Origin of the sequence: Rhodococcus sp. IEGM 1351 (genome assembly GCF_030056875.1) — a bacterium.
Lineage (GTDB): Bacteria > Actinomycetota > Actinomycetes > Mycobacteriales > Mycobacteriaceae > Rhodococcus_F > Rhodococcus_F opacus.
The window spans coordinates 129612-154574 of the sequence record NZ_JASHKU010000006.1 but is presented as its reverse complement, the minus strand read 5'-3'; the positions used below and the strand labels follow the sequence as shown (position 1 = coordinate 154574).

The 24963-nt window shown below is 66.3% G+C and carries 17 protein-coding genes; 6 read left to right on the top strand and 11 right to left on the bottom strand.

The window, feature by feature from the left end; all coding sequences use genetic code 11:
- Positions 1-46: 46 nt before the first annotated feature.
- From QM806_RS12670 to QM806_RS12655, 4 genes are all read right to left on the bottom strand, one after another.
- Complete coding sequence (locus QM806_RS12670; protein WP_283291589.1) at positions 47-3286, bottom strand: protein kinase domain-containing protein; 3240 nt, start codon at positions 3284-3286, stop codon at positions 47-49.
- Between the two features lie 218 nt (positions 3287-3504).
- Positions 3505-4692 carry an epoxide hydrolase family protein gene (locus tag QM806_RS12665; protein WP_283291587.1) on the bottom strand — a complete coding sequence of 396 codons (1188 nt, stop codon included), beginning with the start codon at positions 4690-4692 and terminating at the stop codon, positions 3505-3507.
- 123 nt (positions 4693-4815) lie between these two features.
- Positions 4816-5124 (bottom strand): hypothetical protein, encoded by a 309-nt coding sequence (locus tag QM806_RS12660; protein ID WP_283291586.1) that lies wholly within the window; start codon positions 5122-5124, stop codon positions 4816-4818.
- Positions 5125-5278: 154 nt separating this feature from the next.
- The gene (locus tag QM806_RS12655; protein WP_283291584.1) at positions 5279-8566 is read right to left on the bottom strand and encodes a protein kinase domain-containing protein; all 3288 of its coding nucleotides are present in this window, start codon (positions 8564-8566) and stop codon (positions 5279-5281) included.
- Between the two features lie 788 nt (positions 8567-9354).
- Here QM806_RS12655 and QM806_RS12650 point away from each other — a divergent pair.
- Together QM806_RS12650 and QM806_RS12645 are read left to right on the top strand one after the other, a co-directional pair.
- Positions 9355-10881, top strand: a complete 1527-nt coding sequence (locus QM806_RS12650; protein ID WP_283291582.1) for a permease — start codon at positions 9355-9357, stop codon at positions 10879-10881.
- 56 nt (positions 10882-10937) lie between these two features.
- Positions 10938-11567, top strand: coding sequence for a cysteine hydrolase family protein (locus tag QM806_RS12645; protein WP_210460583.1), 630 nt, complete (start codon positions 10938-10940; stop codon positions 11565-11567).
- 46 nt (positions 11568-11613) lie between these two features.
- Here QM806_RS12645 and lpdA read toward each other — a convergent pair whose 3' ends face one another.
- The 4 genes from lpdA to pdhA form a co-directional block, all read right to left on the bottom strand.
- The gene (gene lpdA / locus QM806_RS12640; RefSeq protein ID WP_133985673.1) at positions 11614-12990 is read right to left on the bottom strand and encodes a dihydrolipoyl dehydrogenase; all 1377 of its coding nucleotides are present in this window, start codon (positions 12988-12990) and stop codon (positions 11614-11616) included.
- 62 nt (positions 12991-13052) lie between these two features.
- Positions 13053-14330, bottom strand: a complete 1278-nt coding sequence (locus tag QM806_RS12635) for a dihydrolipoamide acetyltransferase family protein (RefSeq protein WP_269591027.1) — start codon at positions 14328-14330, stop codon at positions 13053-13055.
- 15 nt (positions 14331-14345) lie between these two features.
- On the bottom strand, positions 14346-15347 hold the full coding sequence (locus tag QM806_RS12630; protein WP_210460586.1) for an alpha-ketoacid dehydrogenase subunit beta: 1002 nt from the start codon (positions 15345-15347) through the stop codon (positions 14346-14348).
- Complete coding sequence (gene pdhA / locus QM806_RS12625) at positions 15344-16429, bottom strand: pyruvate dehydrogenase (acetyl-transferring) E1 component subunit alpha (protein WP_210460587.1); 1086 nt, start codon at positions 16427-16429, stop codon at positions 15344-15346. Before pdhA ends, QM806_RS12630 begins: the two co-directional genes overlap by 4 nt.
- 169 nt (positions 16430-16598) lie before the next feature.
- On the opposite strand from pdhA, the gene QM806_RS12620 reads away from it, so the two are divergent.
- On the top strand, positions 16599-17072 hold the full coding sequence (locus QM806_RS12620; protein WP_025433548.1) for an Lrp/AsnC family transcriptional regulator: 474 nt from the start codon (positions 16599-16601) through the stop codon (positions 17070-17072).
- A 43-nt stretch (positions 17073-17115) separates the two neighbouring features.
- Here QM806_RS12620 and QM806_RS12615 read toward each other — a convergent pair whose 3' ends face one another.
- Together QM806_RS12615 and QM806_RS12610 are read right to left on the bottom strand one after the other, a co-directional pair.
- Positions 17116-18471, bottom strand: coding sequence for an MFS transporter (locus QM806_RS12615; RefSeq protein WP_120660146.1), 1356 nt, complete (start codon positions 18469-18471; stop codon positions 17116-17118).
- 96 nt (positions 18472-18567) lie between these two features.
- Positions 18568-19935, bottom strand: coding sequence for an FAD-binding oxidoreductase (locus tag QM806_RS12610; protein WP_269591029.1), 1368 nt, complete (start codon positions 19933-19935; stop codon positions 18568-18570).
- Between the two features lie 105 nt (positions 19936-20040).
- Between QM806_RS12610 and QM806_RS12605 the strand changes: the two genes are divergently transcribed.
- Entirely contained in the window at positions 20041-21909 is a 1869-nt protein-coding gene (locus QM806_RS12605) for a helix-turn-helix domain-containing protein (RefSeq protein WP_269591030.1), read from the top strand.
- Positions 21910-21915: 6 nt separating this feature from the next.
- Here QM806_RS12605 and QM806_RS12600 read toward each other — a convergent pair whose 3' ends face one another.
- The gene (locus QM806_RS12600) at positions 21916-22500 is read right to left on the bottom strand and encodes a TetR/AcrR family transcriptional regulator (protein ID WP_005567928.1); all 585 of its coding nucleotides are present in this window, start codon (positions 22498-22500) and stop codon (positions 21916-21918) included.
- Positions 22501-22601: 101 nt separating this feature from the next.
- Here QM806_RS12600 and QM806_RS12595 point away from each other — a divergent pair, with 101 nt between their 5' ends.
- The gene (locus QM806_RS12595; protein ID WP_283291573.1) at positions 22602-23744 is read left to right on the top strand and encodes an acyl-CoA dehydrogenase family protein; all 1143 of its coding nucleotides are present in this window, start codon (positions 22602-22604) and stop codon (positions 23742-23744) included.
- 32 nt (positions 23745-23776) lie between these two features.
- Positions 23777-24958 (top strand): acetyl-CoA C-acetyltransferase, encoded by a 1182-nt coding sequence (locus QM806_RS12590; RefSeq protein WP_005567924.1) that lies wholly within the window; start codon positions 23777-23779, stop codon positions 24956-24958.
- Positions 24959-24963: the final 5 nt, after the last annotated feature.

Sequence of the window (24963 nt, the reverse complement as noted above, 5' to 3'; positions counted from 1 at the left end):
ATCGCGCCATCGCCAGGGGATCATGCAGTCGCTTCTCGCCCTGATCTCACCCTTCGCCCTGCGATTCCACGACCCACGCCGCGATCTGCGCGCGTGAATTGAATCCCAGCTTCGTCAGGAGATGTTCCACGTGCCCCTGTGCGGTGCGGGGCGAGATCACCAGCCGAGCGGCGATCTCCTTGTTGGTCAGCCCCTCGGCGATGAGGGTGGCAACCTCACGCTCCCGCTTCGTCGGTGCAGGCGACGGACCGGCGGACGTCGGAGAGGGCGAAATCTGCTCGCCCAGCGCGTAGGCGACGGCTGCGTCGAAACCGAGCGCCGTGCCCCTTCTGCGGGCCGCGGTGAAGGCCTGCTCACTCATCGCCTCTCGGGTCCGGCGTTCGCACTCGTCCTGGTACACGCTCAGGCCGGGCACCAACACCGTCGAACTGCCCACCGACCGGGTGAACTCGTCTGCGGCGCACAGCAATACGACCGCGCGTTCCATGTCCTGTTCCTCGGCGGCTATCCATGCGAGTGCCTGCAGACACACACTGGCATTGAGTCGATCGTTCACCCGACGCTCGACCTGAAGCGCCTGCCCGAGGAGCTGGACCGCTCGTGCTCTCTCCCCGAGCCGCCACACCGCGACGGCCAGCGCCCACAGCGAATACGACCGATACACCGATTCGCCCTGCGCCTCGGTGATCGCGAGGACGCGCTCATGACATTCGATGGCTCGCTCCGTGTCGTTCACGAGGTCGTGCGTCATGCCGAGACCCACGACTGCAGCCACCTCGTAAAGGTCGTTGCGTGCAGTGAACCCTCGGACGGCCTTCTCGAGATGTACGCGGGCGTCGGGAAGGCGCCCCGCGAACAGTGCCGCGTATCCGAGCGCGTGGTCGGCGTGCGCACGCACCAGCGGGTCGGTTGTCTGAGCGGCGACCGCCTGCGCTTCCTTCGCGAGCGCGTCCGACACGGGAATGTCGCCCTGCACTCCGGCCAGCACACTGGCGGCGTAGAGCGCCTTGACCCGATCGCCGGTAGGCTCGGCCGGTTGTCGAGCCAGGAGGCGACCGAGCCATCGCCGACCCTCGCTGAGCAATCCCCTGGAAAGCCAGAACGGGTACAGTGCGGCAGCAATCCGCAGTCCCGTTGCGGGACTGTCGGACACGCAGAAATCCAGCGCCTCGCGGATATTCGGTTGTTCCCGACCCAGTCTGGAGATCAACGCGAGCTGCCGGGAACTGATCCATTCGGTTTCCGCCTCGACCGCCAGCCACTCACACCAGTCGCGGTGCCGACGGCGAAGCGCGATGTAGTCGCCGCTCTCCTGCGCCTTTTCCCGCCCGTAGGCGCGGACGGTCTCGAGCATTCGGAACCGCACCGCGGAACCCGACTCTTCTCTCGTCAGGATCGACTTGTCGACGAGGAACGTCACGGTGTCGAGGAGGTCGTCTACGTCGTCACCATCGCAGACCTGTTCCGCGGCCTCGAGTTCGAAACTGCCCGCGAACACCGAGAGCTGCGCCCACATCCGTTGTTCCGCAGGAGTGCACAGGTCATAGCTCCAGTCGATGCACATCCGCAACGTCTGCTGCCGCGAGGGCGCGTCCCTGTTGCCGCGAGTGAGCAGCAGGTAGCGGTCGGTGAGGCGCTGCAGGATCTGGTCGGGCGTCATCGCGCGAAGCCGGGCCGCCGCCAGTTCGATCGGTAGCGGTAGCCCGTCCAGCCGCTGACAGATTCGGGCGATGGTGACCTTGTTCTCCTCGGTCAGCTCGAATCCCGGGACTACGGCGGCGCCGCGTTCCGCGAAGAGAGTGACCGCATCGTTGCGGGGCAGTCCTTTCGGCAGGTGGTCGGGATCAGGGACGGGCAGCGGGGGAATCAGAAGCGCTGTTTCCCCGCCGATTCCGAGCGGTTCGCGACTCGTCGCGAGAATTCGCAGCCGAGGGCACACGCGGAGCAGGATCTCGGCAAGTTTCGCGGCCGCGGCCACCACCTGCTCGCAGTTGTCCAGCACGAGCAACACTTCACGCCGGGTAAGGAACTCGACGAGCACCTCGTGTGAAGGTCGGGCAGACTGGTCGCGCAACCCCAGTGCGGCCGCCACGACCCCCGACAACAGCGAATCATCCAGCAACTCAGCCAGTTCCACCAGCGTCACACCGTCGGAGAAGTTTCGTTGCGCCTTGGCGGCTGCGCGTAGAGCAAGCCGGGTCTTTCCCACCCCGCCGATTCCGGTCAACGTCACCAGCCGCGACGTCGACAACAAGTTCGTCGCCTCGGCCAGTTCCGTGCGGCGGTCGACGAAACTGGTCAGCTCCAGCGGAAGTCCACCCGTTCGGCCCGAATCCGCCGGTGACCACGACGGCCGGACTGACGCTCCGCCCTGCACCGCGGCCGGTTCGGTGTGCATTGCCATCTCGTCGACCGGGAAGCCGTGATGCAGTTGGGACTCGCGCAGTTGCCGACCCAGTTCCACAGCGGAGGGGCGAGCGCCGGCCTCGGAGGACATGGCACGTTCGATGACAGCGCTGACCCCCTCGGAAATGCCGTGTTCGCGCGGGTTCGGAACCGGCTCGGACGTGATCCTCAGGAACTGTGCCACCAATTGCTCACCGCTTCGCCGTTCGAACGCCGCATGACCGGTGAAAGCAGCGAACAGGGTGGCGCCGAGGCCGTACACATCGGCGGCCGGACTCGGGGACTCACCGGCGACCACCTCGGGGGCGGTGAACGCCGGCGAACCCGTCACGACGCCGGCCGTGGTTTCGAACCCACCGGCGATGTGAGCGATGCCGAAATCCGTCAGCGCAGGCTCGCCGTAGTCGGTGATCAGGATGTTCCCGGGCTTGACGTCGCGGTGCAGGATCCCGAGGCGGTGCGCGGCCGCCAGCGCGCCGGCCATCTTCACCCCGAGTCGCAACGCTTCGTCCAGCGGGAGCGGTCCGTGACGCCGGATCCGCTCGTCGAGCGACCCCTCAGCGTGGTACGGCATCACGATGAAGGGCCGGCCGTTGCCGGTGACATCGGCGTGGAGAACATTGACGATATTGGGGTGACCGGTCAGCCGGCCGGCCGCACGCTGCTCACGCAGGAACCGTGCCCGGTTCTCCTCGTCGAGGTCTGCGGTGAGGACCTTGACCGCCACGGTGCGGTCGAGCGCAGCCTGCGTGCACCGGTACACGACGCCGAAACCGCCGCGGCCGATCTCCTGGGCATCCTCGAATCCGGCCGCCGCCAACTCCGCCGTGACCGAACCGGACACGTCGCGTTGCGTCGCGAACGGATCGACGTCCGTCATCGACTACATCGATTCATCCCGCTCGAGGCACTGCCGACGAATGCCACACTGCTCACCTCTCGACGATGTACCCCAGGATATCGCCGCGCCGCACCGCTGCGAAGTCGACGAGAATGGTGAACACGGGGTTGGCTGGACAGCCGAAGGCGAACCGGGTGGCTCGGAATGAGCCACCCGGTTCGCTCTCAGCTCGTGCGCTGGCGCACACGTCATGGTCGTTATCGAAGCGACCGCAAGCCCGCGCGGACCTCGTTTACCAAATGCTGGGGCTGCTCCCAGGCGGCAAAGTGCCCGCCCTTGTCGAGCTTGTTGAAGTGGATGAGGTTGGGGTAGGCCTTCTCTGCCCAACTGCGCGGTGCCTGATAGAGCTCGTCGGGAAAGACACTCACGGCAACCGGGATGGAGACGCTACCGGCGGCGAAGAACGGGGCCTTGTTCTCCCAGTAGAGACGAGCCGCTGACAACGCCGTGTTCGTCAGCCAGAACAGGGTGATGTTGTCGAGTACATCGTCTCGCGTCAGGCCTTCGGGCTGTCCCGCGAAGACCCGCGAGATCAGCGCCAAACTCGCCGGGTCGTGGTCGATCATGAAGGCGGCCAGACCGACGGGCGAATCCGCCAATCCGATCAGTGTCTCCGGCCGCGATCCCATCTCCACGGCGTAGCCGATGTGCTGATAGAAGAATGCCAGCTGGTCGCACGCAGCCTGTTCGTCGTCGGACAGATCGGCGGGCACGGGATGCCCGGTGAGGAGCGCCTGGTCGATCTCGGGTGGAACCACCTTGGCCATGTTGGTGTGGATGCCGAGCAGTTCCGGCGGTGCCTGCACCGCCATCGCCTCTGTCACGATTGCACCCCAGTCCCCGCCTTGTGCCACGTACCGGTTGTACCCGAGGCGCTTCATCAGCTCCACCCAGGCACGTGCGATGCGGTCGGGGCCCCAGCCGGTCGTCGTGGGCTTGCCCGAGAAGCCGTAGCCGGGCATCGACGGAATCACCAGATGGAAAGCATCCGACGCGTCACCACCATGGGCGGTGGGATTGGTCAGGGGGTCGATGATCTTCAGCTGCTCGACGATCGAACCGGGCCACCCATGTGTGACGATGAGCGGCAACGCATCCTCGTGCTTCGAGCGGACGTGAATGAAATGTATGTCCAACCCGTCGATCTCAGTGATGTACTGCGGCAGAGCATTCAGCTTCGCCTCAATCTTGCGCCAGTCGTATTCCGAGGCCCAGTACTGCGCCAGTGCCTTGCTCGTCGCGAGCGGTGTGCCCTGCGAATGATCTGCGACGGTTTCCGTTTCGGGCCACCGGGTGGTCTCGATGCGCGCACGCAGTGCCTCGAGTTCGGAGTCGGGGAACTGGACTGTGAACGGCCGGATGGTGACGTCGGTTGTGAAAGACATGTACGTTTCCTTGCTGTGTTGGTTGTTGGTCGAGAAGGGTTTTCGTTGGATTGGCGCCTCTGACGGGCCGGGGAGCGATGACGTTGGTTCGGCCCTCAGGGGAGCGTTCGACGGTGCGACCGTCTACCTCGGGGTGCTGCTTTCCCAGCCGTCGAGGATCTCGTTGCCGATGGTGATTTCGGCGCGGCGGTCCTGCCTCTGGTCGCGTTGACGGTCGTGCCGGCGCTGCTGCATGGTGTTGTCGTGATCGCGGGGGATGTCGTGGCTGGCGACGGCGGAAAGGGGGATGGGCGCCGGTGTGCTGGTGGATGCGGCCGCGACGCCGGCGGGGATGATGGCGAGTGCGGCGGCGGCGACTGCGGCGGCGGCGAACCGCTTCCAGGAGGTGCTGGTGGTGTGCGCCTTGGTGTGGTGTTGGTGTGTGCTGTTCATGCCGATAAGACTCGCAATTGCGCGGCGAGTGGGACGGCGAAGATCTACGTGCTTCACTACCCGCATTTCCTACGCAGGTACCCGCGGGGACCAGCGAAGCCCTCGCTGAGTTCAGCCCGGGTCCGCACCCAACGCAGCGGGGGCACTGCCCGAACTACGGATTTCGGGACTCGATGCTCTCCTCGCGGGCGATCCAGGCGGCAAGCTGCGCGCGGGATCGGTGTCCGGTCTTCGTGAGGATGCGATCTACATGTCCTTCGGCGGTACGGGGCGAGATAACCAACCTTTCCGCGATCTCCTTGTTCGTCAGTCCCTCGGCCACCAGCTTTCCCACTTCTTTCTCACGAGGTGTGAGTTTCACCTTCGCTGCAGGAGTGGCCGCCGCTGCGGGCTGGGACGTGCGCTTTTGCAGCGCGAATTCGATCGACGCGAGGTGTTCGAGGCGTTCACCGGCCCGGAATTCTTTCTCGAACGCAGAGTCACCCAGCAGCTGGCGGGTGCGTTGTTCGTAACGAGTCCGTGTGCGGATCAGCGTGTCGTTTCCGAAAAGTGGGGAGCTTCCCATCTCGCCGCACAGGGTGCGCCCGATACCGAGCAGGCGGGCGGATCGGACGGGGTTTGCTTCCTCGATCGCGATCCACGCCAGAATTTCGGTGCATGTACTCACACCCAACCAGTCACTCAGTGACTGCTTCAGTTCGAGCGATTCTTTCAACGAGTCCGAAGCTTGCGGGTACTTGCGCTGGGTCCACAGGGCAAGTCCGCGGGCCCACAGCGCCCATGACGTCGAGAAGTGCTCCCTCAGCGACTTACCTGAGGCGACGGTTTCGTCCGCCCAGGCAAGGGATTGTTCCAGGTTCCCGGACAGGCAGTGCACTAACGCGAGCTGAGCGCCGCCCAGCAGTGTCAGGGAATTGACCTCCCCTGACTCTGCGTGAAGTGCCATGCCGGCAGTGAGGTTCTCCAGTGCGACGTCGAGATTTCCGTTTCCGAGCATCTCCGCCGCACCCCGGAACTGAACTGCAAACGCCTGGGCGGTTCGATCACCGATCGCTTCCGCGACGGCGCTGCATTCCAGCAAATACTGCTTGGAGGTCGGGTTGTCGCCCTGAACCATGGCGTTCCACGCGATCACCCAGAGCGCTTTCGCCCTCTCGCTGCTCGGATCCTGGTCGGTCTCCAAGGCTCGGGTCAGCCAGTACCGCCCGTCGCGCAGCAGGCCACTCGCGTTCCAGAAGAACCACAGTGCACCCGCCATCCGGAGACCGGTTCGCGCCTCGCCGGGGGTGGACAGGCAGTACTCCAGCGCCGCCCGCAGATTCGCCCGCTCGTGCCGGAGACGACGGTTCCATACCAGCTGACCTGACCCCAGTGACTGGCTCTCGCTGAGTTCGGCCAAATGCAGGAAATAGTCTCGATGATTCCTGCGCCACGTGTCCGCGTCGCGTTGCTCGGCAAGTTTCTCGGCCGCGTAGTCCTTGATGCTTTCCAACAGTTTGTATCGGACTGTGGATCCGGATTGAACGGTGGAAATGACCGATTTTTCGACAAGACTGGAAATCAGGTCAAACGCGTCCGAAACGATGTTCGGATCGGTGCACACGCTCTCGACCGCATCGAAATCGAATCCGCCCGCGAAGACGGACAGCCGCGCCCACAGGACTTGTTCCTCCGGCGAGCACAGATTGAAGCTCCAATCGATGGCGCCACGCAGCGTTTGATGCCGCACCGGTCCGCCGCGGTTTCCTCGCGTCAGAATTTCGAAGAGTGCGCCCTCGCGCGACAGGACGCGGTCGAGGGGTAGGGACCTGATCCGGACCGCTGCGAGTTCGATAGCCAAAGGGATGCCGTCCAGCCGCTGGCACAGGCGGGCAACCTCCAGGCGGCTCTCATCGTCGAGGGTGTATCCGGGGACGACGGCTGCAGCGCGTTGCTCGAAAAGATCGACCGCCTCGGAATGAAAGCTCTTGGCGTTCTGTCCGTCGGCGAGTTGAGCTTCCTCGGGGACCGGCATGGGGGGTACCTCGAACACGGCCTCACCCAGCACACCGAGAGGCTCCCGACTGGTTGCCAGGATCTCCACACGGTCCGACCGCCGAACAATGTCGGCCGCGACGCTTCCGCTCGCCTCGATCAAGTGCTCGCAGTTGTCCAAGACGATCAGTGCATGTCTTCTACCGAGGAATTCGAACAGGTAGTGACTACCGTCCGCAGTCATTCCGTCTCGGATGTCGAGCGCCTCGGTAATCGCGCTGACGACAAGTTCTGGAGTGGAGATCGCGGCGAGATCCACAAACCAGACGCCGTCGGTGTAGGTTCTGCGCACTTCCGAGGCGACGCGGCATGCCAGCCGGGTTTTCCCCACCCCACCAAATCCGGTGAGGGTCACTATCCGAGAATCCGACAGACGCGCCTTGACGGCGGCTACTTCATTGCGGCGTCCGACGAAACTTGTCACTTCGCGAAAGAAGTCGTGTGCATGGGAGACGAGTTGGTGAGGCGGCGGCACCCTCACGTTCTCCTGTGGCTGCACGGCTCCCGCTTCGGCGTGCAGTGCCATCTCGTCGACGGGAAACCCATGGAGACGTTGGGATGCTCGGAGTTGCTGACCAAGTTCCGTAGCGGAGGGGCGGTCCTCCGGGGTGCCGGTCATGGCACGTTCGATGATCGCGCTGACGTCCTCGGGAACACCGTGCTTCCGTGGGTCCGGACCAGGCTCGGCGGCGATCCTCAGGAATTGGGCCACCACCTGCTCCCCGCTGCGGCGTTCGAAGGCGGCGTGACCGGTCATCGCAGCGAACAACGTGGCACCGAGGCCGTACACGTCGGCGGCAGCACTCGGGGGTTGGCCGGTCACCACCTCGGGGGCGGTGAACGCCGGCGAACCCGTCACGACGCCGGCGGTGGTTTCGAATCCGCCGGCGATACGGGCGATGCCGAAATCTGACAGCGCTGGCTCGCCGTAATCGCTGAGCAGGATGTTCCCGGGCTTGACGTCGCGGTGAAGGATCCCGAGGCGGTGGGCAGTCTCGAGGGCGCCGGCCATTTTCACCCCGAGTCGCAGGGCTTCATCCAGTGGGAGTGGGCCGTGGCGGCGGATCCGCGCGTCGAGGGAGTCCTGGGCGTGGTACGGCATGACGATATACGGCCGACCGTTGTCGGTGACGCCGACGTGGAGGACATTGACGACATTGGGGTGTCCGGTCAGCCGGCCCGCCGCGCGCTGCTCGCGGACGAATCGTTCCCGGTTCTGCTCGTCGAGGTCTGCGGTGAGGACCTTGATTGCCACCGTGCGGTCGAGCGCCGCTTGGGTGCAGCGGTAGACGACGCCGAAACCGCCGCGGCCGATCTCGTGTGCGTCCTCGAATCCGGCGGCTGCCAGATCGGCCGTGACCGAACCCGACGCGTCGCGTTGCGTCGCGAAGGGATCGATGTCAGTCATCGACTGGATCGATTCTTCCGGTCCGAGCCACTGTCGAAGAAGTGCACCACCGCTGGCCTCTCGAGGAGATACCCAAGGATATCGCCGACGGCCCCCATCCGATGCCCGACCTACGACCCACGTAGGCAGAGTGTTTTCTGGTTGTGCCCCTGGACGATGATGTTACGCACAACCAAACACCCGCCCAGTCGTTCCCGGCGCCGTGCGCTCTCGGGCGCGTCCGGCGGGATCGCCCGGGTGACGGATGATCTTCGCAGGTCAGACTGCCGCGGGCAGCGTCGTCACGCGGGCGAAACTTTTCCTGCCCGAAGCGAGTAGCCCCGCACGTCGGCGGGTACCCCGCATCCACGCTGCCCCGGGATCGACGGCCCCGAGTGGCAGCCAGGTCCCCTGACCGGTCCCCCTCGGCCGGGAGACCGTCCGCCGCTCGTGTCCGGGGACGCCCCCCCTCTTCCTCGGACACGAGCGGCTCGTCGTGCGCCTGCACGTGCGGTTAGTCGCGAGGTCTCCGGCGCCGTTCTCGGCCCGCGAAGCCGCAGAATACTGTAATCGTTCACACGACCCGCCGAAGCCGAAACGCGGTTGTCATTTTCTGCGCACCTTGCACATCGAATCGGCTCTCGCATAGTCACTTTGACGTTGACGACACATCAAAGGAAGGCGAGGATCATGCGACAACCGGGCTGCGGTGCCCCGCGTCGTGACCCGACAACGGTCATGACTCGGCCGTCCTCACCCGCACACTTCCGAGGTACTCGCCGCAAGTAGTTCGATACAAGGAGTCGCACGTGGGCGCTGCGCAGATCGTGTTCTTAGTCGGCCTTGCTTCTCTGATCGTGGCCATGGCACTACGCAAGAACGTCATGATCCCCGCGGTACTCGCGACATTTGCCACGGCACTTGCGTACAGCGGCAGCGTCCCGAATGCCATCATGTCGGTGTTCCGGGCCACCATCACTTCCGGCACCGCGCTGTTCGAGATCTTCATCGTCATCGCGGCGGTGACCTCGATGCTCGCGGCGATGCGAGCGATCGGTTCCGATGAGGTGATGGTCCGCCCCGTCAGTCGGTGGATGGTCAATGGTCGCGTCGCGTACATCGTGCTGTTCGTCTTCACCTATTTTCTCTCGCTGTTCTTCTGGCCGACCCCGGCACTGGCCCTGATCGGTGCGGTCCTGCTTCCTGCCGCGATCAAGGTGGGTCTGCCACCGCTCGGAGCTGCGGTGGTTCTCGCGATCTCCGGCCAGGGGATGTCGATCGCCTCCGACTACGTGATCGGTCTTGCGCCGTCGATTTCCGCGAGCGGCGCGGGCGTTCCCGCCGACGACATCGCCGATCGTGCCCTGGTGATCTCATTGATCGTCGGTATCACTGCGGCGGTGCTCGCCTACTTCCTGACCGTCCGCCGCAGGATGCGTACGGACGCGGTTCCGGGCACCGACCCGATCGGTGGAACCGGGCATCCCCCCGGCGGTGTCGGTGGCACGCCCGCCGGCCCGGCTGCCGGTTTCGCGCCGAGCCCGGATGTCGCGGTCTCACCCACCGCCACGGACGTGCTCGACGAGGAACTGCCCGGGTTCGAGGACGACGGAACGAGAATCACCGATCGCCCGACTCTGACCCGTGCGTGGGCGATCGGCGTGCCTGCCGCGTTCGTCGCCGTCCTGGTCTACATGTTGGTCGGTCGTTTCACCGATCTCGTCCCCTGGGAGGACGGCGCGGGCGCGTCTCTGGTGGGAGGCACGGCAGTCATCCTGATGGCCCTCGTGACCGTCACCTCACGACGCTCCGATGCGCTCGAATTCTGCGCCACCCACTTCATCGATGGTCTGTCGTACGCATTCAAGGCGATGGGCATCATCCTTCCCGTCGCAGGTTTCGTGTACATCGGAATTCCCGACTATTCGGGCGCCATTCTCGGACTCGACGACGACACCACCGGTCCGGCCTTCCTCTTCGACACCGTCGAACGGGTGCAGCCGTACATCCCCGACAACGGCGTCTTCGTCGCGCTCAGCATGCTCTTCATCGGTATGGCGGTCGGTCTCGACGGTTCGGGGTGGGCGGGCTTACCCCTCACCGGCGGATTGGCTGCCGCGCTGGCACCGCAGTCCGGAATGGACACCGCGACCTTGGCTGCCATCGCCCAGAACGGCGCCACATGGACGGGCGGGGGAACTCTCGTGATCTGGTCGTCGCTGGTGGTGGTCGCCGGATTCTGCCGGATACCGGTTGCCGAACTGGTCCGCCATCTCGTCGTCCCGGTGATGGCCGGACTGCTGCTGGCTACCGGAGCCGCCGTCGTCATCTGGTAGCGGCTCAACGCCGAACAAGATTTCCGCACAACCCTGACAGGGAAGGACACCACGAAATGAGCTCGGTCCCGTTCCGCTACGACCCCGCCCGGTGCGCACTGATCGTCATCGACATGCAGAAGGATTTCTGCTCTCCCGACGGGTCGCTGGCACAGAAGGGCTTCGACGTGACCGCCCCGGTGGCGATGGCACCGCGCCTGGATCACCTCGTCGCGTCCGCGCGCACGGCCGGGGTCCGGGTGATCTTCGTACGTACCCTGCACGATGAAACCACCGATACACCCCAGTGGCTCGGCCGCATCGGCGAGGGGCCGGACGCGGCACGCACCGGAATTACCTGCCGCACAGGAACACCCGGGGCAGACTATTACGCCGTCGCTCCGCAGGGCGGCGACGTGGTGATCACGAAGAACCGGTTCAGCGCCTTCGTCGGCACCAACCTCGACCTCACCCTGCGTTCCCTCGGCATCGATTCCCTGCTCTTCACCGGGGTCGCCACCGAGGTGTGTGTCGAGTCGAGTCTGCGTAGCGCGCTGTTTCACGAATACTGGGTTTCGCTCGTCGAAGACTGCGCCGCCACCTACAGCCGAACAGCCCACGACGCTTCGGTGTCCGTCGTCGCACAGAACTTCGGCACCGTGATCACGGCCGAGAAGCTCGAGACGTTTTGGACTGCAGGATTGTGAAAGGCTTCAGCCGGCGACGGGTGCGGCAAGCGAGGTCGGCCAGCGATCAGCTGTGACTGTGCAGTGGTGTACCCGCGAGAGCGAGGTGTGCCTCGCCGAGCGCTTCTGCCTGGGTGGGGTGCGCGTGCACGAGGGTGGCGACTTCGTCGGGGTACGCGCCCCAGTTGACGATCAGTTGCGCCTCGCCGATGAGTTCGCCCACGCGCTCGCCGACCATGTGGATTCCGACGACCGGTCCCTCCGTGGCTCCGGCACGCACCAGTTTGACGCCGCCGCTGGTTCCGAGGATCTGACTCTTGCCGTTGCCGGCGAGGTCGTACACGACGGTGGCGACGTCTCCGTGCCGCTCGCGGGCCTGGTCTTCGGTGAGCCCGACCGACGCGACCTCCGGGTTGGAGTACGTCACCCGGGGGATGCCGCTGTCCTCGACCGGTGCCGGGCTCAGGCCGGCGATCGTTTCCGCGACGAAGATGCCCTGCTGGAATCCGCGATGCGCGAGTTGCGGACCGGCCACGATGTCGCCGACCGCGTACACGTCCGGCTGCGAGGTGCGCAGAGAGTCGTCGACCGCGACGAAACCGCGGGGGTCGAGTGCGACGCCGTTCTCGGTGAGTCCGATGTCGGCGGTCCGGGGTCCGCGGCCGACCGCGACGAGCAGCAGGTCCGCCTCGATCGTGTCGCCCGACTCCACCGTGACGCTGACCGTGCTCTCGTCCTGGACCGCCTTCGCGAATCGGGTGCCGGTCATGATGGTGATGCCGCGTGTGCGGAGGGCCCGGGTGAGTTGCTTCGAGGACCACTCGTCTTCTGCGGCGACGAGCCGGGGCAGCGCTTCGACGATGGTGACGGCGGCACCCAACGATGCCCAGATGCTGGCGAACTCGACCCCGATGACACCGCCGCCGAGTACGACGACGCGCTTCGGAAGTTCGGGAAACGTCAGTGCCTCGTCGCTCGTGAGGATGCGGCCACCGATCTCGAGTCCGGGCAGGCTCCGGACCTGCGAGCCGGTCGCGAGCACCAGCGACGTGCCGGTGATCGTGCGATCGCCGACGTGCACGGTGCGGCCTCCGCCGTAGCGGCCGGTTCCGTGCACCACCTCGATCTTGTGGCCGCGAACCAGCCCCTGCAGGCCGTTGTACAGGCGTTCGACCGTCGCGTTCTTGTAGGCGTGGACACCGCCGAGGTCGATCCCGTCGAGCGTCGCACCGATACCGAGGGCCGACGCGTGCGTGACGGTGTCGGCGACCTCGGCGGCGTGCACGAGCGCCTTGGTGGGGATGCACCCTCGGTGCAGGCAGGTGCCGCCGACCTTGTCCTCTTCGATCAGGGTGACGGTCTTACCCAGTTGCGCGGCGCGGAAGGCACATGCGTACCCGCCGGATCCACCGCCGAGAATCAGGACGTCCGGTTGGTCGGACATGGGGAACTCCCTCGGTCGGGCACGCCATGGGACGTGCCGGAAAGGTCGAAATAAACAGGACTTCAGCTGAGCGCGATCAACGTCAACGGGTCCGACAGGATCTGACCGATGGCCGCGAGGAATCTCGATCCCTGCTCACCGTCGACCAGTCGATGGTCGAACGACAGGCTCAGTGTGGTGACCGACCGCAACGCGATCTCGCCCTGGTGTTCCCACGGCTGCCTGCGGATCGCCCCGAAGCACAGGATCGCCGCCTCGCCGGGGTTGAGGATGGGCGTACCCGCGTCGACACCGAAGACGCCGACATTGGTGATCGTGATCGTGCCGTCGGCGAGATCGGCGGGGCCGGTCTTGCCCTCCTTCGCCGTGTTCGTCAGATCCGACAGGGCGATCGCGAGGTCGCGCAGACCGAGGGTGTGTGCGTTCTTGATGTTCGGCACCATCAGCCCGCGCGGGGTGGCGGCCGCGATGCCGAGGTTCACGGAGCGTTTGAGGACGATCTCCTGGGAGTCCTCGTCCCAGGACGAATTCAGGGTCGGGTTGGTGCGCAGAGCCATGAGCAATGCCTTGGCCACCAACGTCAGCGGTGTCAGGCGCACGTCGGTGAAGTGCTTCGTTTCGCGTAGCTGTGTCAGCAGGTCGATCGTCGGGGTGACATCTACCGTGACGAACTCGGTGACATGCGGGGCGGTGAATGCGCTTCGGACCATCGCTGCGGCAGTGTGCTTGCGGACGCCCTTGATCGGGATGCGTTCCTCGTCGGCGTCCGGCGGGACCGTCGCCGCCGACGTCGTCACCGGGGTGGCGGTGCGGTGGCGTTCGAGGTCGTCCCTGGTGACTTCACCGTGCACCCCGGTTGCGTCGACCTCGCTGAGGTCGACTCCGTGTTGCTTCGCGGCGAACCGCACCGGCGGTGAGGCCAACGGACGCGACGTGCCCGGCGCCGCGGTGTCGTCGAGTCGGGTTCCCGCCGCCGGACGCCGTTGCCGGCGCCGGCTCGAGGAGTCTTCGGCCACGCCGTACCCGACGAGGACCGGGGTCCGCTCTGCCGGGGCCGCAGCAGCGGTCGACTCGGGCGCGTCCGCCGGGTCCTCGCCGGCGACCGCTACGTCGATGAAGGGGCTGCCGACGTCGACGGTCGTCCCCTCCTCGGCGTGCAACGCGACCACCGTTCCGGCGTAGGGCGAGGGCAACTCCACCGACGCCTTCGCCGTTTCGACCTCGGCGATGACCTGGTTGAGCGTCACGGTGTCGCCGACCTTCACCAGCCAGGTCAGCAGTTCGGCGTCGGTGAGGCCCTCGCCGAGGTCGGGCAGCAGGAATGTCTTGACAGTGGGCATGGCGAACTCCTGGTCCTACGCGGTGAAGGTGCGGTCGACGGCGTCGAGGATGCGGTCGACGTCCGGCAGGAAATGCTCTTCGAGTTTCGCCGGCGGATACGGGACGGTGAAGCCGCCGACGCGGGCCACCGGTGCTTCGAGGTGATAGAAGCAGCGCTCGCTGATGCGGGCCGCGATTTCGGCACCGATCCCGAGGAACACAGGCGCCTCGTGGGTGATCACCAGGCGTCCGGTGCGCTGCACGGACGCGGCGACGGTGTCGACGTCGAGCGGGGAAATGGACCGCAGATCGATCACCTCGATCGACCTACCCTCGCCCGCAGCGACTTTCGCGGCCTGCAGTGCAGTTGTCACGAGCGGCCCGTACGCGACGACGGTGGCGTCGGTGCCCGGTACGACCACGCGGGCCTTGTGCAGTGGACTCGCCTCGGCCACCGGGTCGATCTGCCCCTTCTCCCAGTACCGACGCTTGGGTTCGAAGAACAGCACCGGATCGTCCGACGCGATGGCCTGCTGAATCATCGTGTGCGCATCGGCGGCGGTGCTGCAGGTGACGACGCGAAGACCCGCGGTCGCGGCGAAGTACCCCTCCGGCGACTCGGAGTGATGCTCGATCGCACCGATGCCACCGCCGTACGGGACGCGGATGGTGATCGGCATCTTGACGTTGCCGCTCGTGCGGTAGTGCAGTTTGGCTACCTGCGAGACGATCTGGTCGAAGCCGGGGTAGATGAACCCGTCGAACTGGATCTCGCACACCGGTCGGTAACCGCGCATCGCGAGACCGACTGCGGTGCCGATGATCCCGGATTCGGCGAGCGGCGTGTCGATGACGCGGTTGGGACCGAAGTCCTTCTGCAGTCCGTCGGTGATGCGGAAGACACCGCCGAGTTTGCCGATGTCCTCCCCCATGAGCACGACCTTCCGGTCGTTCTCGAGGGCGCGGCGCAGGCCGGCGTTGAGGGCCTTGCCGAGCGGAAGCGTGGTCGGGGCGGCCGCGGAGATGACTGTGCTCATGCGTCGGTTCCTTCGAAACTGTCGAGGTAGGCGGCGAACTGGCGGCGTTCTTCGTCGACGAGGGGATGGGGTTCGGCGTACACGTTGTCGAACAAGGACATCGGCTCGGGTTCGACGGTCTCGAGGCATCCGCGGCGCAACGCCGCGGCGGTGCCGTCGGCGCGCTGATGCACGGCGGCGAGGTAGTCGTCGTCGATCGCGCCCGCCGACTCGAGGAGGGCGCGGATGCGGTCGAGGGGGTCCTTGCGTTTCCATTCCTCGTCGAGCGCAGCGGGGCGGTACCGGGACGGGTCGTCGGACGTGGTGTGCGGGCCCATCCGGTAGGTGACCGCCTCGATCAGGGTGGGTCCGCTGCCTTCCCGTGCCCGTTCGAGCGCGGCCCGGGTCACGGCGATCACGGCGAGGACGTCGTTGCCGTCGACGCGCACGCTGGGAACACCGAAGCCCCGGCCCCGCGCGGCGATACTCACCCGCGATTGCAGGCTGACCGGTTCGGAGATTGCCCACTGGTTGTTCTGGCAGAAGAACACCACGGGGGCATTGAAGCTCGCGGCGAACCCGAAGGCCTCGGAGATGTCGCCCTGACTGGTGGCGCCGTCGCCGAAGTAGGTGATCGCGGCGCCGTCGGAGCCGTCGAACTGCATGCCCATCGCATACCCGGTGGCGTGCAGTGCCTGCGCGCCGACGATGATCGCGGGGGTCGTCATGTTGTACTCGAACGGGTTCCAGCCCGAGTGCGTCGACCCTCGCCAGAACCTGAGCATGTGGGTGGGATCGACGTCACGGCAGTACGCGACTCCGTGTTCGCGGTAGCTGGCGAAGACGAAGTCGTCCGGACGGAGGGCGCGCGCCGATCCGACCTGCGCCGCTTCCTGCCCCAGCAGCGGAGCCCACAGTCCCAGTTCGCCCTGACGCTGCAGCGCGGTCGCCTCCGCGTCGATGCGCCGCACCACGACCAGGTCTTCGTACAGCGCGCGTACCGACGTGATGTCGACATCGTCGACGTACCGGGAGTAGTCCGGATGATCCACTCGCGCACCGTTTTCAGTCACCAGCTGCACCACATCGTCATTGTCGAACACGAAAACCTCCGAAAGTGATGTACCGGGAGAGCTCGCCGCCCGCGAGTGACCGGGTCGATCAGAATGTTGTATTCACACAATCATCAGGATTCATCATGCGCAAGTGATGTTGAGCAGATTAAGCAGAATGCGCAAAGATGACGTCTCGACCTCTGGCATACTGCGCTACATGACGAGACTCGATCGGACCGATGCCCGCCTGCTGCTCGCGCTGTGCGACGCCCCTCGCGCCACCGGGGTGCAATTGGCCTCCCTGCTGGGGATGGCACGTAATACCGTGCAAGCAAGGATGTCTCGCTGGGAGGAGCAACGAGTGCTCGCACCCGTCGACCGCTGCGTGTCACCCCGCGATCTGGGGTACCCCCTGCAGGCGTTCGTCACCGCGGTGGTCGACCAGCATCGCCTCGAGGATGTCATCGAGCACCTGCGGGACATCGCCGAGGTTGTGGAGGTCGTCGGCATCTCCGGAGCGGCGGACCTGCACATCGGCGTGGTCGCCGTCGATGCCGACGATCTGTATCGGGTCGCCGGCCTCATCCTCGCCGTGCCCGGGATCGAGCGCACCACGGTGTCCGTGGCGATGCGCGACGCCATCCCCTACCGAACCCGGCCGCTGCTGGAGCGGATCGCCGAGGAGCAATGACGAAGGCGCTGCCGTCGACCGCCCGGCAGCGCCTGTTCTCGGATCAGTGGTGTGCGGCGACGACCTCCCCGCCGACGTCTTCGGCACTGCGAGTGGGACTTACCCGCGATCTGAGCACGAGTACCAGCACCACGGCGACGAGCATGACCGCCCCTACGACCCACAGGCCTGCGCGTGAATTACCGGTGGCATCGAACAGCCAACCCGTGACGTACGGGGCCCCGAAGCCGCTCATGTTGCCCACCGAGTTGACGACCGCGATACCTGCTGCGGCACCCGCGCCGGTGAGGAACGTGCTGGGCAGGTACCAGAACACCGGCAGGGCACAGAACACACCGACCGCGTTGACGGTCACCGCGATCATCGTCGTGAGCGGCGACTGCATGTACAGGGCGATCGGAATGGAGACGGCTCCGATCAGGGTGGGGATGGCGACGTGCCAGATCCTTTCACCGGTTCGGTCGGAGTGTCTGCTCCACAACACCATTGCGACAGCACCCACCGCGAACGGGACCGCGACGATCAACCCGGTGGTGAACAGCGAGAAGTCGGTGTCGAACGTCTTCTTGAAACCGGCGACGATGCTCGGCAGGAAGAAACTGAGCGAGTACAACCCGTAGGTGATCCCGAAGTAGACGAGCCCCAGCATCCAGACGCGGGAATCGGTCACCGCCCGGCGTACCGAGCCGCTGATGTGAGAGCCGGATTCGGTCGCCTCGGATTCGAGTTCACGAGTGAGCCACACCTTTTCGTCCTCGTCCAGCCATGTGGCCTGCGAGGGCCGGTCCGTCAGGTAGAACCAGGTGACCACCGCGAGCACGACGGCCGGGATCCCCTCGATCAGGAACATGACCCGCCACCCGGACAGTCCGAACAACCCGTCCCAGTACTGGATGATGGCGCTCGACAACGGGGCTCCGAGCGCCGACGACACCGGGAGCGCGAGAAGGAACAGGCCCATCAGCCGGACCCGATAGGCGCGGGGAAACCACAGGGTCAGGTAGAGCAGAACACCCGGGAAGAATCCCGCCTCGGCGATACCCAGCAGCATGCGCAGCGTGTACAGCGAGCCGGCATTGGGCACGAAGGCCATGGCCGCCGCGATGATTCCCCACGTGAGCATGATCCGGGCGATCCACCGGCGCGCCCCGAACCTGTGCAGCGCGAGATTGCTCGGCACCTCGAACAGGAGATATCCGATGAAGAAAAGCCCGGAGGCCAGACCGAACATGGTCTCGGTGAGTCCGAGCTCCTCACTCATCGTCAGCTTCGCCAGCCCGATATTGGTCCGGTCGAGATAGTTGACGAAGTAGGCCAGGCCGAGGAACGGAATGAGCCGCCGGGCGACCTTCCGGACCACCCTCGCCTCGATCTCGGGTTTCTGCAGTACAGAGGACATGTGTGACTCGACTTTCTGAGGAGTGGGCATGGGTCGGACCGCCGTGTCCCGCTCGGCCGAAAAGCGTGCGTGACAGGCGTTGGTGCTCGGGGTGGTTTACGAGAAGATCTTCCCGGGGTTCATGATTCCGCGCGGGTCGAGGGCGTTCTTCACCGATCGATGCATGCCGAGGACGACCGGATCGAGTTCCTGGGCGAGGCCGTCCATCTTCAGTAGACCGACGCCGTGCTCGCCGGTGACCGTGCCGCCGAGTTCCAGTGCCGCGTCGATGATGTCCGCGAACGCGGCCTGTGCACGGGCGCGGGCCGCCTCGTCGTCGCGGGGTGTGATCAGCAGCGGGTGCAGGTTTCCGTCGCCGGCGTGTGCGATGTTGGCGATGGTGGTCTCGTGGGCGATGCCGATCTGTTCGATGCGCGCAAGCATCTCGGGGACAGCCCGTTTCGGCACGCACACGTCTTCGGTGAGGACCGGTCCGAGTCGTTCCATCGCGGGGTAGGCCAGACGACGCGCAGCGAACAACGCGTCGGCTTCCTCCTGGTCGGTGGAGACGGCAGACCAGGTGGCTCCGGCTTCCTCGAAGCACGACAGCATCTTCTCCGCTTCCTGGTCGCCGACAACTCCCGCGGTGTCGATGCGGCCGAGCAGAACGACGTTCGCCTCCACCGACAATCCCATCTTCTTCCACGCGTCGACGGCGATGAGGCACTGCTTGTCCACCAGTTCGAGCGCCGACGGGGTGAGCCCCGCCGCGGCCACCGCGCTGACGGCCCGGCCCGCGTCGACTATGGAATCGAAGTAGCCGGCCACCGTGCGCTGCGGGTCCTGGAGCGGTCGCAGTTTGACGGTGATTTCGGTGATGACGCCGAGCGTTCCCTCGGATCCGACCATGAGGCCCGCCAGATCGTAACCGGCCACACCCTTGGCGGTCTTGCGTCCGAGGCGCACGAGGTCACCGGTGCCGGTCACGATCTGCATGCCGAGCACGTAGTCACGGGTGACGCCGTACTTGACGCAGCACAGTCCGCCCGCGTTGGTGGCGACGTTCCCTCCGATCGTCGACCACGGTGAACTGGCCGGATCCGGCGGATACCAGAGTCCGTGTTCGGCGCACGCGGCGCGGAGATGATCGTTCACCACGCCGGGCTCGACGACGGCATACCGCTCGAGCGGATCGATTTCCTTGATCGCGTTCATGCCCTCGAGTGCGAGGACGACGCAGCCGTCGGTCGCGTTCGCTCCGCCGGACAGACCGGTCCCGGCGCCCCGGGTGACGACGCCGGTGTCGTGGTCGAGGCAGGCGCGCACAACAGCCTGGACTTCGAGGGCCGTTCGGGGCCTGACGACCGCGAGCGGTGCTGCGTACGGCGCCCACTCGGCTTCGTCGTGCTGGTACTTCGCGGCGACGTCGGGGTCGCGCACGACGCGATCCGCGGGAAGGGATGCCAACAGTGCATCGATCAGCATGGCGAAAACCGGTCCTTTGCGGGCGAGAAGGTGATGTCTCGAATCTAGCTGTGATCTGGATCTCGGCCAATGTAGATTTCATCTATCAAATCCAGGAATCCGTGGATGGAGGCACCAGTGAGTACTGCCGATCGCGGCTGGATGGAGCTGCTTCTCGACGACGCACCCATCGACGAACTCGATGTCCTCCGGCGCACGCTAATCGAGGAATCCGGCGCGTCCGACAGGGCCGCGGTCGAACGCGAAGCCAACGCCGCACTCCGGCTCCGCGCGCAGCTCGACCAGCGCCAACAGCGCAGTAGGGAGTTGGCGGCGCTCAACGACATCGCCGTCCGGTTGACGACGGTCCGCTACGACCGGGTGTTGCTGCAGGAAGTGGTCGATCAGGCGCGGCAACTTCTCGGTGTGGATCTCGCCTACATGGGATCGGTGTACGACGAGGAATTCGTCATCGAGGTCACCAGCGGGGCCTTGACCCCGAACCTCGTCGGAATCCGACTGTCCCTGGACGAAGGACTCGTAGGCCTGATCGTCCGCAGGTCCGCACCGGAGTGGACACCCGACTACCAGAGCGAACCGGCGTTCCGGCACATCACCGGAGCCGACAGCGCAGCGCGGTCGGAGAACATGCGCGGCCTGCTCGGGGTGCCCCTGCGCGTCGCCGACCGCGTCATCGGTGCCCTGTTCGCGTGCAAGCGTCAGGAGCGGGCCTTCACCGAATCCGAGATCGCGCTGCTGTCGGCGCTGGCAGCCCATGCAGCGATCGCGATCGAGAATGTTCGCTCGTTGGAACGTGAGCGAGACACCGTCGCACGGCTCGAATCGGTGAACGCCGAATTATCGCAGCGCACAATCGAGCTCGAACAGATACTGCAGTGGGATCGGACGCTGACTCAGGTGGTGCTGCTCGGGGCGGGAGTGCAGCGTTTGGTGCAGGAGGTCGCGCAGCTCTCCCGGCAACCGGCCTATTTCGTGCAGGACGAGTCCGCGTTGCCCGTGGAACTGATGCCGCATGCCGATGACGTGTCGGCGGCGGTCCGTGAGCTTCGGGCGGGAGGGAAGGACCACGCCGAATGCGGCGAGGTGGTCGCACAGCGTGTCGCGGCGGCCGGCGAGATGCTCGGCGCCCTCCTGTGCGTGGGAGCCGGGCAGCCGACCACGCGTCTCCTGCTCGAACGTGCGGCACCCGCGATCGCGCTGTCGCTCGCCGAGGAACGTGCCGCCGGGGAGGCGACGCGTCGTGCACGGGATGCCTTTCTCGTCGACCTGCTGACCCATCCCGCCGCGACCGCACAGGACGAGCGCCGCCAACTGCGGTTGGCCGGGCTCAACCCCGACACGACGTACTGCGTCGCCGTGGCGATCGCCACGGGCCCGGATACGGTCCGTACCGCCCTCGGGACATTCGCGTTCCCTTCGGGAACCGTTGCCGCGGAGCATGGTTCCCGCGCACTGGCGGTCGTGCCCGCCAAGGATTCCGCCTCCGTCCAGGCGGTATTCACCGCCGGACGGCTCGACGCGACGATCGGAATCGCGGAGCCGGCGCGTGGCGCGAAGGCGCTCGCGCAGGCCTACGTCGAAGCCCAGCAGACCGTCGACGTGCTCGACACATTGGGACGCGCGGGGGACGTCTCGTCCGCGCGCGGCCTGGGCATCTACCGGATCCTGCTGAGTCACATGGCGCGCGAGCACCTCGACGAACTCACCGAGGCCCAACTGGGGCCGCTGATGGCGGAGCAGGCCAAACGCGGAGTGCCACTGCTGGAAACACTGTCGGAGTATCTGGCTCACGGACGCCACCATTCGGCGACCGCGGCGAGTCTCGGCGTGCACGTCAACACCCTCTACCAGCGTCTCGACGCGATCGACCGCCTCCTCGGCCCGGACTGGCGCAACCCCGACAAGGCTCTCGATCTACAGGTGCTGATGCGGTTGCGCAGAACCGCGGAACTACTCGGCGCACGAACTCGGTGACACGGTTCAGGCGCTGATGCCGCCCGTGAGGATCGCGGCGAGTTCGGCGTAGGCGTGCGCGTCGTCGAGTCCGGTGCTGTCGCGGACCCCGCGTTGCTGGATGCGGACCATCATGGTGGCGGCGAGGTCGGCGGCGAAGGCGGCGTGCACGTCGCGGAAGTCCCCGCCGGCGACGCCTTCGGTGATCAACTCCTGGACCCGACCAGCCGCGAACTGGGTGTTCCGTTCGTACACCTCCCGTGCCGGCGGGAAGGCGTCGAGGTCGGCCATGAACTGGTCGGATGCGGCCGAGAGGGCGGTGCCCACGGCCGACAGGTAGGCGGTGATCCGCTCGCGGGCCCCGGCGATCGGCTCGATGTGCGACTCGACGTCGTCGGTCGCGCGGCGGAAGAAGTGCACGGTAGCGGCTCGGACGAGCTGCTCTTTGCTGCCGGCGAGGGTGTACAGCGTCGACTTCGAACAGCGCAGCCGGTTCGCGATCTCGTCGAGCGTCAGGTGGGCGAACCCCTCGACCAGGATCAGGTCGACGAGGGCGTCGAAGAGCTGGGTGCGCCGTCGGGTGGCGAAACCGGGTCGGGTGGGCTGCTCCATGACAGAAATAGTACTGGGCGATGCCTTGCAGTACTATTCCGCAATCAGTACCCTGGGGCGTAATCCAGTACTGTTTTCCGTAGCCTTCTCGAGGAGAAACCGTGGCCGTCGATCGCTTGCTGCCTACTGACGAAGCCCGTGACCTGATCCAGCTCACGCGCGACGTCGCCGACAAGGTCCTGACGCCGATCGTCGACGAGCACGAGAAGTCGGAGACCTACCCCGAAGGCGTGTTCGCCACCCTCGGCGAGGCCGGACTGCTGAGCCTGCCGTACCCGGAGGAGTGGGGCGGCGGGGCGCAGCCGTACGAGGTGTACCTGCAGGTGCTCGAGGAGATCGCCGCCCGCTGGGCATCGGTCGCGGTCGCGGTCAGCGTACACAGCCTTGCCTGCCACCCACTGATGGCGTTCGGCACCGGCGAACAGAAGCAGCAGTGGCTCCCGGAGATGCTCGGCGGCAACACCATCGGCGCCTACAGCCTGTCCGAACCGCAGGCCGGATCCGACGCCGCCGCACTGACCTGCAAGGCCACAGCGACCGACGGCGGGTACGTCGTCAACGGCGCGAAGGCGTGGATCACCCACGGCGGCATCGCCGATTTCTACAACCTCTTCGCCCGCACAGGTGAGGGATCGAAGGGGATCTCCTGCTTCCTGGTCCCGAAGGACACCGAGGGCCTGACGTTCGGCAAGCCCGAGGAGAAGATGGGCCTGCACGCCGTGCCGACAACGTCCGCGCACTACGACGACGCCTTCGTGCCCGCGGAACGACGTATCGGCGCGGAAGGGCAGGGTCTGCAGATCGCGTTCAGCGCACTCGATTCCGGCCGGCTGGGCATCGCCGCGGTCGCCGTCGGTCTCGCGCAGGCCGCCCTCGACGAGGCCGTCGCCTACGCCCAGGAGCGGACTGCGTTCGGCAAGAAGATCATCGACCATCAGGGACTCGGCTTCCTGCTGGCCGACATGGCCGCCGCCGTCGACTCGGCACGCGCCACCTACATCGACGCGGCCCGTCGCCGCGACGCCGGCCTGCCGTACTCCCGCAACGCGTCCGTCGCCAAGCTCGTCGCCACCGACGCCGCCATGAAGGTCACCACCGACGCCGTCCAGGTGCTCGGCGGCTACGGCTACACCCGCGACTTCCGCGTCGAGCGGTACATGCGGGAAGCGAAGATCACGCAGATCTTCGAGGGCACCAACCAGATTCAACGCCTGGTCATCAGCCGTACCCTCGCCGCGAACTGACGCACCCACCCCCGAGAAAGGCTCCTCCTCACATGCCCACCTCTGTGATCGTCGCCGGCGCCCGCACCCCGATCGGCCGCCTGCAGGGTTCGCTCGCCGGATTCTCCGGCGCCGACCTCGGCTCCATCGCCATCGACGCGGCGCTCGGCAAGGCCGGTGTGGCCCCGGACCAGGTGCAGTACGTCATCATGGGGCAGGTCCTCACCGCCGGCGCCGGGCAGATGCCCGCCCGTCAGGCCGCCGCGAAGGCCGGCATCCCGATGAGCACCCCGTCGCTGAACATCAACAAAGTCTGCCTGTCGGGGGTCGAGTCGATCATCCTCGCCGACCAGTTCATCCGGTCCGGCGCGTTCGACGTGATCGTCGCCGGCGGCATGGAGTCGATGAGCCAGGCACCGCACCTGCTGCCCGGTTCACGCGGCGGTTTCAAGTACGGCGACGTCACCCTCGTCGACCACATGGCCCTCGACGGGCTGCACGACGCATTCACCGATCAGCCGATGGGGCTGCTCACCGAGGCCGGCAACGACAAGGACGTCATCGCCCGCGACGACCAGGACGCGTTCGCGGCGCGCTCGCACCAGCTGGCCGCGAAGGCCTGGGACAACGGGATCTTCGACGAAGAGGTCGTCCCGGTCGAGATCCCCGCCCGCAGGGGTGAGAGCACCTGGCTGCGCCGCGACGAAGGCATCCGCCCCGACACCACCGTCGAAACCCTGGCGCGGTTGCGCGGCGCGTTCCGCGACGGAGGCACCGTCACCGCGGGGAACGCGTCGACGATCAACGACGGCGCCGCCGCCGTGGTGGTGATGAGCAAGGAACGCGCCGAGGCGGAGGGGCTGACCTGGCTGGCCGAGATCGGCGAGCACGGCATGGTCGCCGGACCGGATTCGGGTCTGCAGTTCCAGCCGTCCGGTGCCATCGCGAAAGCCTGTGATGCGGAAGGTATCTCGCCCGCCGAGCTGGATCTGATCGAGATCAACGAGGCGTTCGCCGCGGTCGGGATCGCCTCCACCCGCGAACTCGGCGTCGACCCCGACCGGGTCAACGTCAACGGCGGTGCCATCGCCCTCGGCCACCCGATCGGCATGTCCGGCGCCCGCATCACCCTGCACCTCGCGCTCGAGTTGCAGCGCCGCGGCGGCGGCACCGGTGCCGTCGCCCTCTGCGGCGGCGGCGGACAGGGCGACGCCCTGATCCTGCGTGTCCCCTGACAACC

Bases quoted from the DNA above. Each gene is read 5' to 3' on its own strand.
- QM806_RS12670 (WP_283291589.1), bottom strand. From the start codon at position 3,286: ATGACGGACGTCGATCCGTTCGCGACGCAACGCGACGTGTCCGGTTCG.
- QM806_RS12665 (WP_283291587.1), bottom strand. From the start codon at position 4,692: ATGTCTTTCACAACCGACGTCACCATCCGGCCGTTCACAGTCCAGTTC.
- QM806_RS12660 (WP_283291586.1), bottom strand. From the start codon at position 5,124: ATGAACAGCACACACCAACACCACACCAAGGCGCACACCACCAGCACC.
- QM806_RS12655 (WP_283291584.1), bottom strand. From the start codon at position 8,566: ATGACTGACATCGATCCCTTCGCGACGCAACGCGACGCGTCGGGTTCG.
- QM806_RS12645 (WP_210460583.1), top strand. From the start codon at position 10,938: ATGAGCTCGGTCCCGTTCCGCTACGACCCCGCCCGGTGCGCACTGATC.
- lpdA (WP_133985673.1), bottom strand. From the start codon at position 12,990: ATGTCCGACCAACCGGACGTCCTGATTCTCGGCGGTGGATCCGGCGGG.
- QM806_RS12635 (WP_269591027.1), bottom strand. From the start codon at position 14,330: ATGCCCACTGTCAAGACATTCCTGCTGCCCGACCTCGGCGAGGGCCTC.
- QM806_RS12630 (WP_210460586.1), bottom strand. From the start codon at position 15,347: ATGAGCACAGTCATCTCCGCGGCCGCCCCGACCACGCTTCCGCTCGGC.
- QM806_RS12620 (WP_025433548.1), top strand. From the start codon at position 16,599: ATGACGAGACTCGATCGGACCGATGCCCGCCTGCTGCTCGCGCTGTGC.
- QM806_RS12615 (WP_120660146.1), bottom strand. From the start codon at position 18,471: ATGTCCTCTGTACTGCAGAAACCCGAGATCGAGGCGAGGGTGGTCCGG.
- QM806_RS12610 (WP_269591029.1), bottom strand. From the start codon at position 19,935: ATGCTGATCGATGCACTGTTGGCATCCCTTCCCGCGGATCGCGTCGTG.
- QM806_RS12605 (WP_269591030.1), top strand. From the start codon at position 20,041: ATGGAGGCACCAGTGAGTACTGCCGATCGCGGCTGGATGGAGCTGCTT.
- QM806_RS12600 (WP_005567928.1), bottom strand. From the start codon at position 22,500: ATGGAGCAGCCCACCCGACCCGGTTTCGCCACCCGACGGCGCACCCAG.
- QM806_RS12590 (WP_005567924.1), top strand. From the start codon at position 23,777: ATGCCCACCTCTGTGATCGTCGCCGGCGCCCGCACCCCGATCGGCCGC.